The 15,063-nt window shown below is 61.7% G+C and carries 12 protein-coding genes; 5 read left to right on the plus strand and 7 right to left on the minus strand.

Annotated features, from left to right (window positions below; all coding sequences use genetic code 11):
• Positions 1 to 352: 352 nt before the first annotated feature.
• The 6 genes from RBH26_RS17210 to RBH26_RS17235 form a co-directional block, all read right to left on the minus strand.
• A complete protein-coding gene (locus RBH26_RS17210; RefSeq protein ID WP_306759615.1) occupies positions 353 to 925 on the minus strand; it encodes a ribbon-helix-helix domain-containing protein in 573 nt (190 codons plus the stop codon).
• Between the two features lie 543 nt (positions 926 to 1,468).
• Positions 1,469 to 2,362 carry an oxygenase MpaB family protein gene (locus RBH26_RS17215; protein WP_306759616.1) on the minus strand — a complete coding sequence of 298 codons (894 nt, stop codon included), beginning with the start codon at positions 2,360 to 2,362 and terminating at the stop codon, positions 1,469 to 1,471.
• 155 nt (positions 2,363 to 2,517) lie between these two features.
• Complete coding sequence (locus tag RBH26_RS17220; RefSeq protein ID WP_306759617.1) at positions 2,518 to 3,465, minus strand: isocitrate lyase/PEP mutase family protein; 948 nt, start codon at positions 3,463 to 3,465, stop codon at positions 2,518 to 2,520.
• Positions 3,466 to 3,522: 57 nt separating this feature from the next.
• Positions 3,523 to 4,173, minus strand: coding sequence for an isochorismatase family protein (locus RBH26_RS17225; RefSeq protein WP_306759618.1), 651 nt, complete (start codon positions 4,171 to 4,173; stop codon positions 3,523 to 3,525).
• 14 nt (positions 4,174 to 4,187) lie between these two features.
• The gene (locus tag RBH26_RS17230) at positions 4,188 to 6,044 is read right to left on the minus strand and encodes a hydantoinase B/oxoprolinase family protein (protein ID WP_306759619.1); all 1,857 of its coding nucleotides are present in this window, start codon (positions 6,042 to 6,044) and stop codon (positions 4,188 to 4,190) included.
• Positions 6,041 to 8,101 (minus strand): hydantoinase/oxoprolinase family protein, encoded by a 2,061-nt coding sequence (locus RBH26_RS17235; RefSeq protein WP_306759620.1) that lies wholly within the window; start codon positions 8,099 to 8,101, stop codon positions 6,041 to 6,043. Before RBH26_RS17235 ends, RBH26_RS17230 begins: the two co-directional genes overlap by 4 nt.
• Before the next feature lie 232 nt (positions 8,102 to 8,333).
• Between RBH26_RS17235 and RBH26_RS17240 the strand changes: the two genes are divergently transcribed.
• The 5 genes from RBH26_RS17240 to RBH26_RS17260 all read left to right on the plus strand — a co-directional run bounded on the left by RBH26_RS17240 (position 8,334) and on the right by RBH26_RS17260 (position 13,563).
• On the plus strand, positions 8,334 to 8,768 hold the full coding sequence (locus RBH26_RS17240; protein WP_306759621.1) for a hypothetical protein: 435 nt from the start codon (positions 8,334 to 8,336) through the stop codon (positions 8,766 to 8,768).
• Entirely contained in the window at positions 8,765 to 8,950 is a 186-nt protein-coding gene (locus RBH26_RS17245; protein ID WP_306759664.1) for a helix-turn-helix domain-containing protein, read from the plus strand. The genes RBH26_RS17240 and RBH26_RS17245 overlap by 4 nt, the downstream gene beginning before the upstream one ends.
• A 349-nt stretch (positions 8,951 to 9,299) precedes the next feature.
• Positions 9,300 to 9,998 (plus strand): helix-turn-helix domain-containing protein, encoded by a 699-nt coding sequence (locus tag RBH26_RS17250; RefSeq protein WP_306759622.1) that lies wholly within the window; start codon positions 9,300 to 9,302, stop codon positions 9,996 to 9,998.
• 246 nt (positions 9,999 to 10,244) lie between these two features.
• A complete protein-coding gene (locus RBH26_RS17255; RefSeq protein WP_306759623.1) occupies positions 10,245 to 11,363 on the plus strand; it encodes an iron-containing alcohol dehydrogenase in 1,119 nt (372 codons plus the stop codon).
• Between the two features lie 565 nt (positions 11,364 to 11,928).
• Positions 11,929 to 13,563 (plus strand): BCCT family transporter, encoded by a 1,635-nt coding sequence (locus RBH26_RS17260; RefSeq protein WP_306759624.1) that lies wholly within the window; start codon positions 11,929 to 11,931, stop codon positions 13,561 to 13,563.
• A gap of 593 nt (positions 13,564 to 14,156) precedes the next feature.
• On the opposite strand, the gene RBH26_RS17265 is transcribed toward RBH26_RS17260, so the two are convergent.
• Complete coding sequence (locus RBH26_RS17265; protein ID WP_306759625.1) at positions 14,157 to 14,972, minus strand: amidohydrolase family protein; 816 nt, start codon at positions 14,970 to 14,972, stop codon at positions 14,157 to 14,159.
• Between the last annotated feature and the right edge of the window lie 91 nt (positions 14,973 to 15,063).

Genomic DNA, 15,063 nt, shown 5'->3' on the forward strand with positions numbered 1-15,063 from the left:
CGGTCACTACATAAGGCCTTCGAACCAATAGTTCAAAGAGAGTGACTACCACCCGCACTTTTGTGATGTTTTCGAAGAACTATCCAACTGGTAGAGTTGACTCGATACACTCGAGGCATGGACCAACTACGAAGCGGGTCGTAGATTCGAGAACAGCTGATCACTCGACACTCCCTGGCCGCTCGAGCGCCACAGCCAAAAGAAATCAGAGGTCAGTATACGGATCGCAGACGGGCTCTAGATACTGTCGGACAGCAGTCAGTGAGCCGTCGGTCGCGAACTCGCGGCCGCCACCGTCGGCAACGGCCGCAGTCGTGCGACCGACGGTGACTCGTGCTGTCCGACAGTATAGTTAGATTTTCCCGATGCTCTCCTCGAGAAGCGATTCGAGTGTGCGAATCCGTTCTTTGAGAAACTCGACGTCAGTCTCCGAGCCCGTGTCCGTAGCCGAGGCCGATGGGGCTGTGTCTTCCGACGAAAATGCTGTCTCGTCCGGAACATCGGCTGCCTGTAAGAGAATGTCCTCGAACGCATCGTCGATCTCCTGGAGTTCGATAGCCATCTGAATTCCGTCGCGAACGAACTCGCTTCGGGTCTGGCCCTGCTGTTCGGCAGCGGAGTCGGCGCTCTCGATCAGTGCGCGTGGGACGCGAACCGTTATCTTTCGCGTCTCTTGGAGGTCGTACTCCGACGACTGCTCCGGGTCGCGATACCGGTTACCGCTCAAAATCGCCGCAACCTGGTAGTGGGTCGCACAGAGAACGATCGTCTCTCCCTCACCCTCCTCTGAGGAGGCAAGCGAGTACTCCGCGAGGGAGTCCGCCGAACCGCAGATCTCACAGCCACCTCGAGCACCCCCATCTTCGTGCTGTTCCTGGTCAGGGTACTCGATGAAATCCTCGGCGTCCGGTTGTTCTGCTGGCATGTGCGATGGCGTCAGTCCTCGTATGTGTACTATTACAGTCGATCTACATAATAGTAGTCACGTTCCGAAATTACTGGTCGAGAAAACAGTTCGGGTCATGGATTAATACGGTCTCCTGTAGTCAATTACCGCCGATCGCCGACCCCGTCCTGGCGATCGGCGGTAACTAGTTACAGCAGTCCGTATAAGAGGAACCGAACGAATCAGCAGGCGTCCGATCTCGTTGTATGATCTGTCACGGGTGGCGACGGCTGATCGCGTGCGGTCGGTGCATGGATCGTGTTGTCCGGTAGTAGTATCAGAAACGGGCGTAGGGGGCGACCGACGTCTCGGCGTCACGGCTGGCAGGATCCGTTCACGTAACGACCCCGGTATCATGCACTCGAGAGCGGTCGAGATAGTCATGCGTTCCCGACGGTCAGCCAGTCGAACGGGCAACGATAACCGCGTCCCGGAGCAACCGCAGTTCCGCTCGTAGAACCTGAAACGGCGTACAGATCCCCTATCGGACAGTAGCAGCTGCCCCGTTCGAAGCCGATAGGATCACTCGTCGGGTTCGACACGCTCGAGTGCGCGACGATACGCGTCGACGTATCGGAGTCGCGAAGGGAGCGACGGGACGGTAGCGCGTACGAGTGCGGTCCAGGCGTCAAAGAGCCGTTGTCGCCAGGACGACCACGGGAGTCCGTACGCGTCCCGAACCGTGTCCGGGAGCGTCCCGATTCCGACGGTCGCGTACAGTGGGCCGAAGACGTGGCCCTGGCGAAACAACGCTCGCTGAAGTTCCCGACCGCATGGTCCGACCGCGAGTTCCGCGTCGAGCATCCGCTCGTAGTACTCGAAGAACTCGGCCAGTGTCTCGGGATACGCCGACACCGGGATTCCAAACAACTGCCCGAACAGTTTGGACTCCTGGTAGTAGGCAGTACGGTCCCGATTCGAGAGTGGTTCGACGTACGTCTCGTACGCTGTCAGCGACTGTTCGATCAGGGTGGCGTGAACCCACAGGAGGAGTTCGGGGTCAGTCGCCGTGTAGGAGTCACCGGATTCGAACCGACCGGGATCCTCGTCTATCGTCCCGGTGACCGCCGTGTGTAGTTCGCGGACTGCGAGTGCGGCCTCGACTGCGGTGTCGACGTCGCCGAAGATGATCGCGTGCACGTAGTCGAACGTGCGTCTGAATCGACCGACAGGATCCGCATCGAAATCGCTGTGATCGGCGACGCCGGCAGCAACGAGTGGATGAGCGAGCTGAAGCAAGATTGCGCTGAGGCCGCTCGCAAAGAGCGATCGCTCCCGTCTAACGGACCACATGGTCGAATCGGGGCCGAAAAACCCGTGTTCGGGCACGTCGACGTCCTCGACGAGAGTCGCGATATCTCGCGGCAGAGATTGGTGGTCGAGGGTCCCGGTCCCGTCGTACTCGAACCGATCCATGGCGACGTGCTACGAGTTACGGCTACGAATACCCTGTGTACGCATAATCCGGTATCACGGCTATGTGACGGGCAACGCGCTGCTAGTCGCGGTTGCAGCCGGTGGTGACGAGCCTACTGATAACCGAAGCGCCGATCGGGAGCGTTTCGACCGGACTACTCCGATTCGAGGTCGTCCCCGAGCGAGCCCTCGTATTTCTCCTGTTCCTCGTCAGGGAGATATCGCTGTTCCCACTCGACGACCTCGGGGAACCCGGAGAATTCGTGGAGGCTACCGACCGGTTGGGCGTCGAAGTCGTCGTCGATATCTCGCATCGCCCCGACGGGGTCGTCGGCGAAGGCGCTGAGATCGGCGTGGACGTTCGCGATCGTCGACAGCGTCGATGCGATGGGGAACAAGACGAGGTCGAACCCCCACTCCTCGAGCGACGACAGGTCGACGTACGGCGACGAGCCGAGATCGCCGACGAAGTTGTAGACGATCGGGCCATCGACCTCGCGGCCGATGCGCTCGAGTTCGTCCCCGTCGGTGGGGCCCTCGACGAACGCGACGTCGGCACCGACCTCGAGGAAGGCGTTGACGCGGTCGATCGCCTCCTCGAGCGAGCCGTCGCCGGTGCCGCGAGCGTCGGTCCGAGCGATGAGAACGAACTCCTCGGCGCGCTCGTCCCGGACGTCGGCCGCGGCTTCGATCTTGCCAACCGCTTGCGCCCGTGGGATGACCTGACGGCCTTTCGTGTGCCCGCAGCGTTTGGGGAACGTCTGGTCTTCGATGTGGATGGCGCCGACGCCGGCTTTGATATACTCGCGGACCGTCCGGACGACGTTCGTGGCGTTTCCGTAGCCGTTGTCGGCGTCGGCGATGAGCGGGACGTCGATCCGTTCCTGGATGTTCGCGGCGTTTTCGATCATCTCCGGCATCGTGATGAAGCCGGCATCGGGGTAGCCGGTCTTCGACAGCGACGTCCCGTACCCGGTCATGTAGATCGCATCGAAGCCGACGGTGTCGGCGACGGCGGCCGTCAGCGGATCGTGGACGCCGGGACAGACCAGCAGTTCGTCGCGCTCGAGGAGGTCCCGAAGCGCTGCACCGGTGTCGGTCATGGTCGATCACACGGCAGGTGTGGGGAAGTCGATGTCGATACGGTTCGATCGTCGGTTTCAGTCGTCATTGACGGAGGTTTCATTGTCGGAGAGATGTTCGAGGACGGCGTCGGTCGTGACCACGTCGCCGTACTTTGCGTCGATGTCGAAGAGGTTGGCCCGGTGTGGCCCCTCGGCGCGATCGCCGACCGCGTCGGCAGGAACGATCGTTCGGTAGCCGTACTGGAGACTGTCGACGGCCGTCGCGCGAACGCAGCCGCTGGTCGTCACGCCAGCGAGAACGAGCGTGTCGACCCGGTTCGTCGTCAGTTCGGTCTGCAAGTCGGTTCCGAAGAACGCGCTCGCGTACTTCTTGAGGATCACCCGTTCGTCGTCGACGGGAGCGATGCGGTCGTCGACCGCGACTGCGTCGGTGCCGAGTTGAAGTTCGCGCAACGCGGGCACTTTCTCGACGAACCGACCGGCATCGCCGTAGGACTCTTCGTAGGCGACGGTCGTGAAATACCGGGGCAGATCGTGCTCGCGGAAGGTCTCGAGCAGCCGTTCGGTTTCCGCAAGGACGTCTGTCACGTCCGCGCCGAGGTCGGTGTCGGGGTCGGTAAAGGCGTTTATCAGGTCGATCACGAGCAACGCGGGACGGTCGCCGAGGCCGACGCTCGAGCCGAAGTCGGACTCGTCGTAGCCGTCGAAGTCGTGTGGCCAGTTCATAACGTGTAACCGGGTCAGTCGTGGCGCTCTTCGAACGCTCGGCGTTCTTCAGCGATCCGTGCTTCGAGTTCCTCGTCGTCGGGTAGCGGCCCGTAGTCGAACGACTCGAGGCCCCCACGACTCGAGCGGATGGCATCGCGTCGCTCGTCGGTCGCCGCGGCGTCGGCGGTGCCGTCGTCGGCGAGGACGACGCCGTACTCCTCTCGAGCGGCCGATTCGGAGACGAGGCCGCGTTCTACTTCCGTAGCGACGACTGCCGGGTCACGCTCGAGTGGGTCGCCGAGTCCGCCACCGCCGGCAGTACGGAAGACGAGTTTGTCGCCGGCCTCGACGGGAACGTTCTCGACCTTCGAGGGCAGTTCCTCCTCGGTGCCGTCGGTTCGGACGAGTTTCTTCTCGCTGGTCTGGGCGTGTTTCCCGCCGTCGACGCCCCACGGGTAGGTGTGTGCGCGGTCGTCCTGGAACGTGATCGCGCCTGGTTCCTCGAACGTGTAGACCTTCGTGATGCCGTGGCCGCCGCGGAACTCGCCGGCGCCGCCGGTGTCGGTTCGAGTGCTGTACTCGTCGATCGAAAGCGGATAGTAGGCTTCCTGGTACTCCGCGGGAACGGTCCGGAACAGCGGCCACCACGAGTGGCCATCGAGTCCGTCACCGCCCGGACGGGCCGGAATGCCACCGTAGAGGATCTCGAGCATCTGGAAGTCGTTACCTTCCGAGTCGGTCCCCGCGTAGACGAGGTTCGGCGACGTCCCGTAGCTGCCCGCGACCGAGAAGTCGTCGATGAGCTTCGAGAACGTGGCCTGCAGGACGTCGAACTGACGGGCCATCATCGGCAGGCGGTTGCCAAGCGCCGCCGGGAACTCCGGCTGAACGACGGTCCCCTCGGGAAGGGTCACCTCGAAGAGGTCGTAGTAGCCGTCGTTGAACGTCAGCAGGGGGTCGAAGGCCATGATGAGGAAGACCCCAGTGAACATTTTGAACATCTGCTCGTTCAGCAGGAAGTTCACCGTTCCTGGCACCTGCTCGTCCGTCCCGGTCCAGTCGAGGTAGACGGTGTCGCCCTCCCGGTAGATCTCGAGGTGGAGTTTGATCGGCCCGTTGCCCATCCCGTCGTCGTCGACGTAGTCCTCGAAGGTGTACCGCTCCCCTTCGGGGATGAACTCGTGGATGAGGTCGATCATCCCGTCGCGGGTGCGATCGAGGATGGCGTCGCAGGCGTCGACGTACGTCTCCTTGCCGAAGCGATCGCAGAGTTCGTGGACGCGGGTCTCCGCGGCTTTCGTCCCCGCCGCCAGCGCCTTGATGTCGGCTTCGGCGTGTTCGGGAAGTCGGGTGTTGTGCGCGAACGTCTCGAGCAGTTCGCTGTCGAAGGTGCCCTCCTTGTAGAGTTTGACTGGCGGTAGTCGCATCCCCTCCTCGAAGATCGTCGTCGCCTGAACGGGCATGCTGCCCGGCGTCTTGCCGCCGACGTCCATCAGGTTCCCCCACTGGCTCGAAAAGCCCACGAGGTCGTCCTCGTAGAAGATCGGCCGCAACAGGAGCATGTCAGGGGTGTGTGAGACGGCGCCGGCGCACATGTAGGGGTCGTTCGTCGCGATCACGTCGCCCTCGGCGAGATCCTCGCGGTCGAACGGTGAGTTCTCGAGGATGGTGTCGATGGCCGAACCGAACTGTCCCATGACCATCCGCCCCTCGGCGTCCGCGATGAGTGGGAACTGATCGGACTGTTCGCGGATGACGGGGCTGATCGCCGTCGTTTCGACGACCCGGTCCATCTCGTGGCGGGTGTTCGAAAGCGTGCTCTCGATGATGTCCAGCGTGGTCTGGTCGACGTCGTGTTCGCCGACGAAATCAGGTGTCTCGGTGCTCATTGGCGCTTCCCTCTGTTGATCTCGATGTTTCCATAGCGGTCGATAGTCGCGGTGTGATCCGGCTGGACGACGACAGTCGAGTCGTCGTCGGTGACGATAGCCGGACCGTCGAGTTCGTTGCCCGGCCGCAGTTCGGTTCGGTCGTAGATCGGCGTCTCGTGGTGGTCACCGTCGAAGTAGATGTCGTTGGTGTCGATCTCGGCGTTGCTTGGGTCGGGGTCGGTCAGTTCCTCCTCTTCGATGGTCACGCCCTGGACCGATCCTTTGCCGATGACCCGGAGGTTCGCGATCTCGAGCGGCGCATCGAGCGAAAACCCGAACTGGCGGTCGTGACGGGCCTCGAAGTCGTCTTTGATCTCCGCGAGACCGGCCTCCCGAAGGTTCTCGATCGCGACCGGGATCGACATCTGGATGTCCTGTCGGAAGTACCGACACTCGGCGACGTAGTCGAACGACTGATCGGTGTCGTCGACGCCTTCGGCGGCGAGCCACTCACTGGCCTCCGTTTCGAGTTCCTGTAGCTTCTCGTAGACGTCTTCCCCGTCGACGTCTGCCTCGGTCTCGAGGTAGGTCTCCGAGAACTCGTTTTGGACGTCCGAGGTGAGAAAGCCGAACGCGGACATAACGCCCGGTCCGGGCGGGACGATCAGTGGATAGGCATCCATCACATCCGCGAGGGCGGTGGCGTGCATCGGGCCGGCGCCGCCGAAGGCGACGAGTCCGAACTCGCGAGGGTCGTAGCCCCGTTCGACGGAAACGACGCGAAGCGCGCCGTGCATGTTCTCGTTGACAATATCGAGGATAGCCTGTGCGGCCTCCTCGACTGTGCTCCCGCGCTCGTCGGCGATCGTCGCCACGGCGTCGCGGGCGGCCTCCCGGTCGAGTTCCATTCGTCCGCCGAGGCGAACCGTCGGCGGGATCCGACCGAGGACGACGTTCGCGTCGGTGACAGTGGGTTCCTCCCCGCCCTGGCCGTAACACGCGGGTCCCGGATCCGCCCCGGCGCTTTCGGGCCCGACCTGCAGGGAGCCGTTCAGTTGGACGCGGGCAATCGAGCCGCCGCCGGCGCCGACCGTGTTCACGTCGACCGCCCGCGATTTGAACTCCCGGTAGCCGACTTTCGTCTGGCGGGTCGTCTCGGGCGTGCCGCCCTCGACGAGCGACACGTCGGTCGAGGTGCCGCCCATATCGAGGGTCAACACGTCGGGAACGCCCTTCTTCGAGGCGATAGTCGCCGCCCCGACGACGCCGCCGCTCGGTCCGGATAGGGCGAGTTCGACCGGTCGGCGCTTGGCAGCCTCGGAACTCATCAGTCCGCCGTCGGACCGAACGACGTTCATCGTGGCCGTCGAGCCGGCCGCGGCGAGCGACTCGTCTAACTCCTCGAGATACTCGATGACCGTCGGCCGCGCGTAGTCGTTGATGACGGTCGTCAGCGTCCGTTCGTACTCGCCGTACTCCGGAACGATCTCCGAGGAGATGGAGACGGGCAGCTCCGGGGCTTCCTCGGCGACGATTTCGCGGACGCGCTCCTCGTGGCAGGGGTTGAGATACGAGTTCAACAGCGCGACAGTCAACGACTCGACGCCGGCCGCCTCGAGGTCCCGAACCGCGTCTCTGACGGCCGCTTCGTCGAGTGGTTCCGTCTCTACACCGTCGGGTGCACTGATCGTGCCGGCGACGCCTCGTGTATCCACGAGGTCGGCGAGGGGCTCCGGTTTCTCCATATCCATCCACCCATAGAGCGGGCCGGGTGTCCACGCCCGTGCGAGGTGGAGGACGTCCTCGTGGCCTGCCGTCGTGATGAGTCCGACGCGCGCGCCCGTCTCCTCTAAGAGCATGTTCGTCACGACCGTCGTCCCGTGAAACAGGAGGTCGAGGTCGGAGACCGACGTCCCTGCCTTCTCCGTCGCCTCCTCGACGCCGCGTATCACCCCTTCCGAAGGGTTTGCGGGCGTCGAGAGGACCTTGTCGATCGTAAGTTCGTGTGTCGCTTCGTCGAAGACGATGACGTCCGTGAACGTCCCACCGACGTCGACGCCGAGATTATGTGTCATACGGTATCGTGCAGTATGATAGAGACTGCGTTGGGGAGTAAGGATTCCCCCAACACGTGTTGGGAGATTATATAAAATTGAGTTCGAAGGATCGACGACGGACGGGTGGAGAACGGACGTTCTGACTCGGCAGCGAGTCGTCTCTCGGTTGCGCCGGAACCGCGATGGGAGTCCAACTCGAGTGCTGCTAGAGCGTTATGAGTGGGGGTTGTGTTGGCACCGCAAAGAGTCGATGTTCACCGCGACGCTTCACTGTACACAGCACCGGGAGTGTATCCTCCGGCGGCTCACGGCGGATCTCGACGCGCCGGTCCCGATCGAGATCGAGGAGATCCAGAACGGGTTCGTGACCTTCGTGCTCCGTGCCGGTCCCCACGCTGATTCCTTCCAGTCGACACTCGAGGAGGCAACACACGTCGAACACGTCGACCGGCTCGACGACGAGAACCTGCTTGTGACCAAACCGTCGTGTGATGCCTACTCGGCGATCTACCAGAATCACGGGATGCTCCGGCGATCGAATACGGTCTCGGGCCGACAGCGGGAGTACAACGTCCTCGTCTTCCGCCGTGAGGATCTCAAGGACATCATCGACGACTTAGCGGAGTTCGGAACGGTGACACTCGGGAGCCCGAGAAGTTCGGCGCCGAAACCGACTCACAACTGACCGAGCGACAGCGCGAAGTCGTCAGCGACGCGCTTGCACGTGGCTACTACGACTGGCCACGGGAGATCACGAACGAGAGACTCGCCGAGGAGTTGGGGATCAGTCGTGCGACGCTTCATACGGTCTCCTGTAGTCAATTACCACCGATCGCCAGGACAGGGTCGGCGACCGGCGGTACATAGTTACAGCAGTCCGTATCAGGAACACCCGAAAGGCCGAACGGAGACTGTTGTCGTCGGCGCTTTCGGACGGCCACAGACGAACCGGGAGAGGTCGGTTCGTGCGTATCGACCGCGAGGGAGGAAACGGGTGAATACTACAAGACAGGTCACACCGGAGCTGACGGATAGCGGTCCGTATCAGGTCCGAGAGTTTCTCGTGGGGGCCGGCGACGGACCGGCCATCCATGCGTACCGAGACGACGTCGTCGAGTTGTACGAGGACCAGACGAAGTGTGGTATATAATTACAACAAAGGTATCAACAATCGTGACCAATGCTATTTGTATCTCGAAGCGAGAACTCGCGTAGTATGCTAACAGCGGAGTTACGGGTCAAATACGAGGGGGACTGGACGGCCGAGCTCGCGAAGTACGACGCCTTCGGAGAGTTCCTGGCGTCGACGTTTCGAAACCGAGAGTATATCGGAATTATCGCCCTCGAGACGTCCGATCTCGACGCCTCGATCGAGGTGATCCGCGATCACCAGATGACCGAGACGGTCGACGTGGTCGAACGCTACTCGCCGGAACCGGGCGATCGAATGGCTGCGACGCTGTTCATCCGAGGCCAGCTAACCGAGTTCACGCCGCTCCAGACGCTGATGTACGAGGGGTATCTCCCGATCGGCCCGACGACGCTCGAGGACGGCCGGGAGTGTTTCGATCTGCTCCTCTCTGATCGCGAGGAACTCTCGAAAGCCGTCGAAATGCTCAGGGATTTCGGTACCGTTCAGGTCGAGCGGATCTCACAGGATTTCAGTCGACAGGTGCTCCCGAGCGCTGCGGGATGGCAAGAGCTACTCTCGTCGTTTCCGCCGCGCCAGCGCCAGATACTCAAGGTCGCGTACGAACGTGGCTACTACGAGATTCCCAGAGAGACGACTCTCGAAGAGATCGCAGACGAGATCGGGATTACGAAAACGACGGCGTCGAACCACTTGCGAAAGGCCGAGCGTCGCGTCATCGAGTTCCTCGTGACCTACCTCAATCTCGCCGCAACCGATACCTAATCGGATTCGCGTGCCGGCACCGCCTCGGCGACCGATCCGGACTGTCCGTCCGGATACGTCGACCCCGATGCAGACCTCCGTTCGCGGCTCGAGCGTATATACCACGCCAACAGTTGGTGTCAGATTTTACGGGCTCACCAGTCACCTACCGTAGACGATGGAACAGGGTATCTCGTGTTCCGGCGACGGAGTGTCAGTCGACGTATTCACACTGTCTGCAGCAAGACACGACGGGGGCCGATAACGATGCGGGAGTTCGTTCCCCCGCCACGAACGTACACGGGACCGGGATCGATAACGGCGCTGGCGGACAGTATCGAGGGAGAAAACGTCCACGTTATAACTGACGACGGGATCGTCGAAGCGGGAGTGCTCGACGACGTCCTCGATCATCTCCCCGTCGAGCCGACGGTCCACACCGATGTGTCCGCCAATCCGACCCGAGAGACCGTACTGGAGCTGGCAACACGGGTTTCGGACGCCGATTACGTCGTCGGGGTCGGCGGCGGAAGTGCGATGGACGCCACTAAAGCCGCGTGTACGCTCCCCGCGTTCCCCGACGACGTCGCACGTACCCTCGAGGTATCACCGGAGACACGCGTTACGAAGTCGGACCGTGCGACGCCGTTCGTTCTCGTTCCCACTACCGCAGGTACCGGAACGGAGACCGGCTACTGGGCGGTCATCTCCGATCACGATCGCGGCGAGAAGCGCAGTATCGGCCATCCATCGATGCTGGCGGACGTGGCGGTGCTCGATCCAGAATGTACGGAATCACTGCCACCGAAAGTGACGGCTGCGACCGGGTTCGACGTCGTCACACACGCAGTCGAATCACTCGTCGCCAACGGGGCGTCGACGATAACGATTCCGTACAGTCGTCGCGCGTACGCACTCGCGACGGCGTCACTTCGGACGGCCGTACTCGAGGGGGACGATCTGGCCGCCCGGACGCGGATGCTCGAGGCCAGCTATCTGGCCGGCGTCGCGATGAACAACGCGGGCCTCGGCGCCGTTCACGCGATCAGCCACGCGATCGGGGGCGAATACGATCTCCCACACGGTCACGTAAACGCCGTCCTTCTCCCCACCGTCGTCCGGGAAAACGGAAACCGATCGGCGCGGGTCCGTGAGCAGTTCGCGTCGATCGTCGAGTCGACAGGCCCCGCTCACGAGTTGCTGGCCGATCAGTTGAGACGGCTACGACGTGACGTAGGGCTAGACGAACTACCGGCCGAAACACCTGCTGAGTGGGCGTGGGACGACATTTCCTCGTTCGCTGTCGACAACATCAATATGCAAACGAACCCGATCCAATACACCGAGTCCGAGATCACGGATCTCTGTCGAGACGTGTTCGAGTAACTCGAAGATCGGTCGAACGAAACGGGATCAACTGCCACGGGCGCGGTGGCCCGTGGCTTGTCAGTGGACTTGCCGCGTCGTACCCGAAGGACTTTCGGGCGTTCACGGGTCGGCATCCCTGACTTCGGGGCCGGTTGACTGCGGCCCGTGGCCGACGACAACTGTGGGCCGCCGACCACTACCAGATTAGTGGGATGCCATCCACTGAAAGACTGGTGTGGTGCAGCGAGTGTCGGCTTCCTCCCCGCCTACGGTGTTGACGCAAATCGAAGATTTGCGAAAGCCGAAAACCGCGGGTTTTCGGAAGGGCGGGAAATCCGCCTTGGTTTTCTTTTGGATCGCCGTGATGAGTTGTATTGTTCAAAAATAGTTACTGTATCGTTACTTTTTCCGAGGGTATTTAGTGTCTGCACTATGTTCTACAGTATCACTATACTAGTTCACCCACGATTTATCATGTGATGTTTGCGTATCCACGGCACGAACACTGGGATGGAGACGTCGGCACGGACGTTCGCTCTCGAGTACGGCAGCGTGTTCGAGTGGATCTGGGTGGGTTCAACGTATGAACGATCGACTACGGACGCAACTTCGGCAGTTTCGGGACGAAACCGATACGCTCATTTTCGGGCTTTCGGTAGCAGTAACGTCGCTGTTGATCGGGGTTTTCTGGCTGTTTCCCGACGGAGCGACCGCCGGACTGAATTACGCAAACGAGTACGTGATTCAGAACCTCGGCTGGGTCTACATGGTCGTCGTTTTCTCCGCAGTCGTGTTCGTTCTCTTCTTGCTGTTTAGCCCCTGGGGTCGAATCAAGCTGGGGACCGAGGAGACGGAGCCGGAATTTTCGTTCGTCCAGTTGTTTGCGATGATGTTCTCCGCAGGGATGGCCGTCGGATTGGTGTTCTGGGGGCCAACGGAGGCCCTCGTTCACTACGATACGGGGCCGTCGCTGTTTAGTACGGAGTCGGGAACGAGCGAAATCATGCCCCAGGCAGTCCAGTATACGTTCTTCCACCAGGGAATCTCACCCTGGGCGACGTATCTGGTCTTTGGCATCGCGATTGGGTACTTCTCCCACCGGCTCGGGTATCCGACCCGACCCGCGACGATGCTGGCGCCGCTTTTCGGAACCGACGCCCTAGATAGTCTCTGGGCAAAGCTCGTCGACGTCGCGGTCGTCGTCATCTCCGTCGGTGGAATTACGGTGTCGCTTGGATTCGGTGTGGTCCAGTTCCTCGCGGGGGCGGATTACGCCTTCGGGGTCGGTACGGGGAACCTCGAGACGGTACTGTTTACGCTCGGGTTGACGGTCGTCATTACGCTGATCGCAGCGCTTCCCATCAGCGCAGGGATCCAGCGGGTGTCCGACTTCAACGTCGTTCTCTTCTGCCTGCTGCTTGCGGCTGCACTCGTCGTCGCACCGCTTTCGTTCGTCTTCGGCCTGGGATCGGAGGCGTTCGCCGGCTACATCTCTGATTTCTTCGCGATGAGTTTCCACACCAACTTCGCCGACGATAGCGCCTGGGTCGGTGGCTGGACCATGTTCTTCTGGGCCTGGTGGCTCGCCTTCGCCCCCATGATCGGGATCTTCATCGCCCGCATCTCGAAGGGCCGAACGATCCGAGAGGTCATCCTCGTCGGCACTGTTGGCCCGATCTCGGCGGCCTTCCCGTGGTTCGCGACGCTCGGTGGCTCCGCACTGTGGATCGAGTCGACCGGGCAGGCGGAGTTGACTGCGATCTACAACGAACACGGCGTGGAAGCGGTCGGCTTCGCCCTGTTCGAACAACTCGTTCCGTTCAGTGAACTCTTCTCTTTGCTTTTCCTCCTGCTCGTGTTGACCTTCCTCGTCACGACCGTCGACTCGTCGATCGTGAGTGTCGCGATTCAGACGGTCGAAGGCGACCACGACCAGCATCCGGGTACTCTCAACCGGATCATCTGGGGAGTCCTCGTCGGTGGGCTCACCAGCCTGCTGATCGTCCTGAACGGACTCGACGCACTCGAGTCGTTCGTCGTCATCGTCGGCTTCCCGATCGCGATCATGACCGTCGCAACGATGGCCGGGCTGGCACTGGCTTTGGAACGACGGTACTCGCTTCTTTCCACGCCGGGCGAGACGGACACACCCGTAGTCGAGACGACGTCGGACTCGACGGAGACGAGGAGTGGGGCGGCATCGAGCGCAGAAGACTGATCACCTTCCGCGTCCGTAACTCGGCGACTCCGCTTCGTGCTGAACGTGGGATTTCCTCGAGCGATGCGAAAGCGCCGACGGCCTCGCGGACCGACTGGAATCGCGAGCGGAGCTCTCGAGTAGTTCGATGCCAGCGGCCTTCGAACGACAGTGATACTGCCGGACAGCAGTCAGTAAAACGTCGGTCGCGAACTCGCGGCCGTCACCCGTTGGGACGGCCGCAGTAGCGCGACCGATCGGTGAATAGTTCTGTCCGGCAGTATGAGTCGGTTCGCTACTCCCGAAGACGTCCACTCGAGCGTACGGGAGTCCGGTCGTGGGCCTGGCCAGGGCGTCGGATCGCGGAGAGTGACGGATACACGAGTCCCGTGTCTTACGGAACGTATCGGCAGTCCGATTCTCGGAGAAGGGACAGACGAGTCAGACGGTCTACTGTAGTCAATTACCACCGATCGCCGACCCCGTCCTGGCGATCGGTGGGAACTAGTTACAGCAGTCCGTATCAGACGACGATCTGTGTTACCGGCGACGGCTCCCGCTCGAGTCCGGTTTTCGTCCGGCAACCAGTGTGCGAATCGTGTTATCCGACGGTATCAGTCGTCGGCGGTCACGGGCTCTTCGAAGGACTGCTTCTCGACGTCGAGATCGTAGAAGTCGACGGCAGTTCCGCCGAGAATCTTCGCTTTCTGTTCCTCGCTGGCGCCGATACAGTCGACCTTGGTGAGCGCAACGGGGATGTTCGAGGAGTGTTCGGCGGCCATCATGATGCGATCGGCACCGACGGACTCCATCGCGCGTTTGAGGTACATGTTCAGGACGAGCGTGGTGTCGAGGTAGATATTGTCGTACCGCTCGGCCATGAAGATCGCCTCCTGAGCGAGCGTGTACGCGCCGCCCATGTGAGCGAAGACGATGTCGAGGTCGGGGTAGTCCTCGGCGACGGGCATGTACATTCCGGGAACCGAGAACGGCATGCCGTGTGGGCCAGTGTGGACCATCACGGGAACGTCGTTCTCGACACAGGCGTCGAAGACGTCGTAAGCGATGTCCGTCGTCGGGTCGACACCCCACGCGAGCGTGTGGAGTTTGACGTACTTGAAGTCGAGTTCCTGCACACAGCGGGTGATCTCGTCGTGGACGAACTCCGTCCCCAGGTGAGGGTTGACCGCTGCGGTACCGAAGATACGTCCCTCGTACTCCTGGGAGGCCTCGTAGATCTGGTCGTGGGTCTCGGTCACCGACTTGTCGTTGTCGCCACCGAGGGGCTGGAGGATCGTCGCGTCGACGCCGTGTTCGTCCATCGCGTCGATGACGTTTTCGACGGTTTCGTTCCACTCGAACGTACGGTCTTTCTCTTCGTTCTCGTTTCCGATGTGGTGGTGCGCGTTGACGACTGGTGTGTCGCTCATTACAGTACATGCTTGAGAGAAGAAGGCTATCAGCGTTCACTGAGACTCGTGATACGGTTTAAGTACGGGCGGTTGTCGGGGCCGACAGCTC

This window comes from Natronolimnohabitans sp. A-GB9, from assembly GCF_030848565.1.
Classification (GTDB): domain Archaea; phylum Halobacteriota; class Halobacteria; order Halobacteriales; family Natrialbaceae; genus Natronolimnohabitans.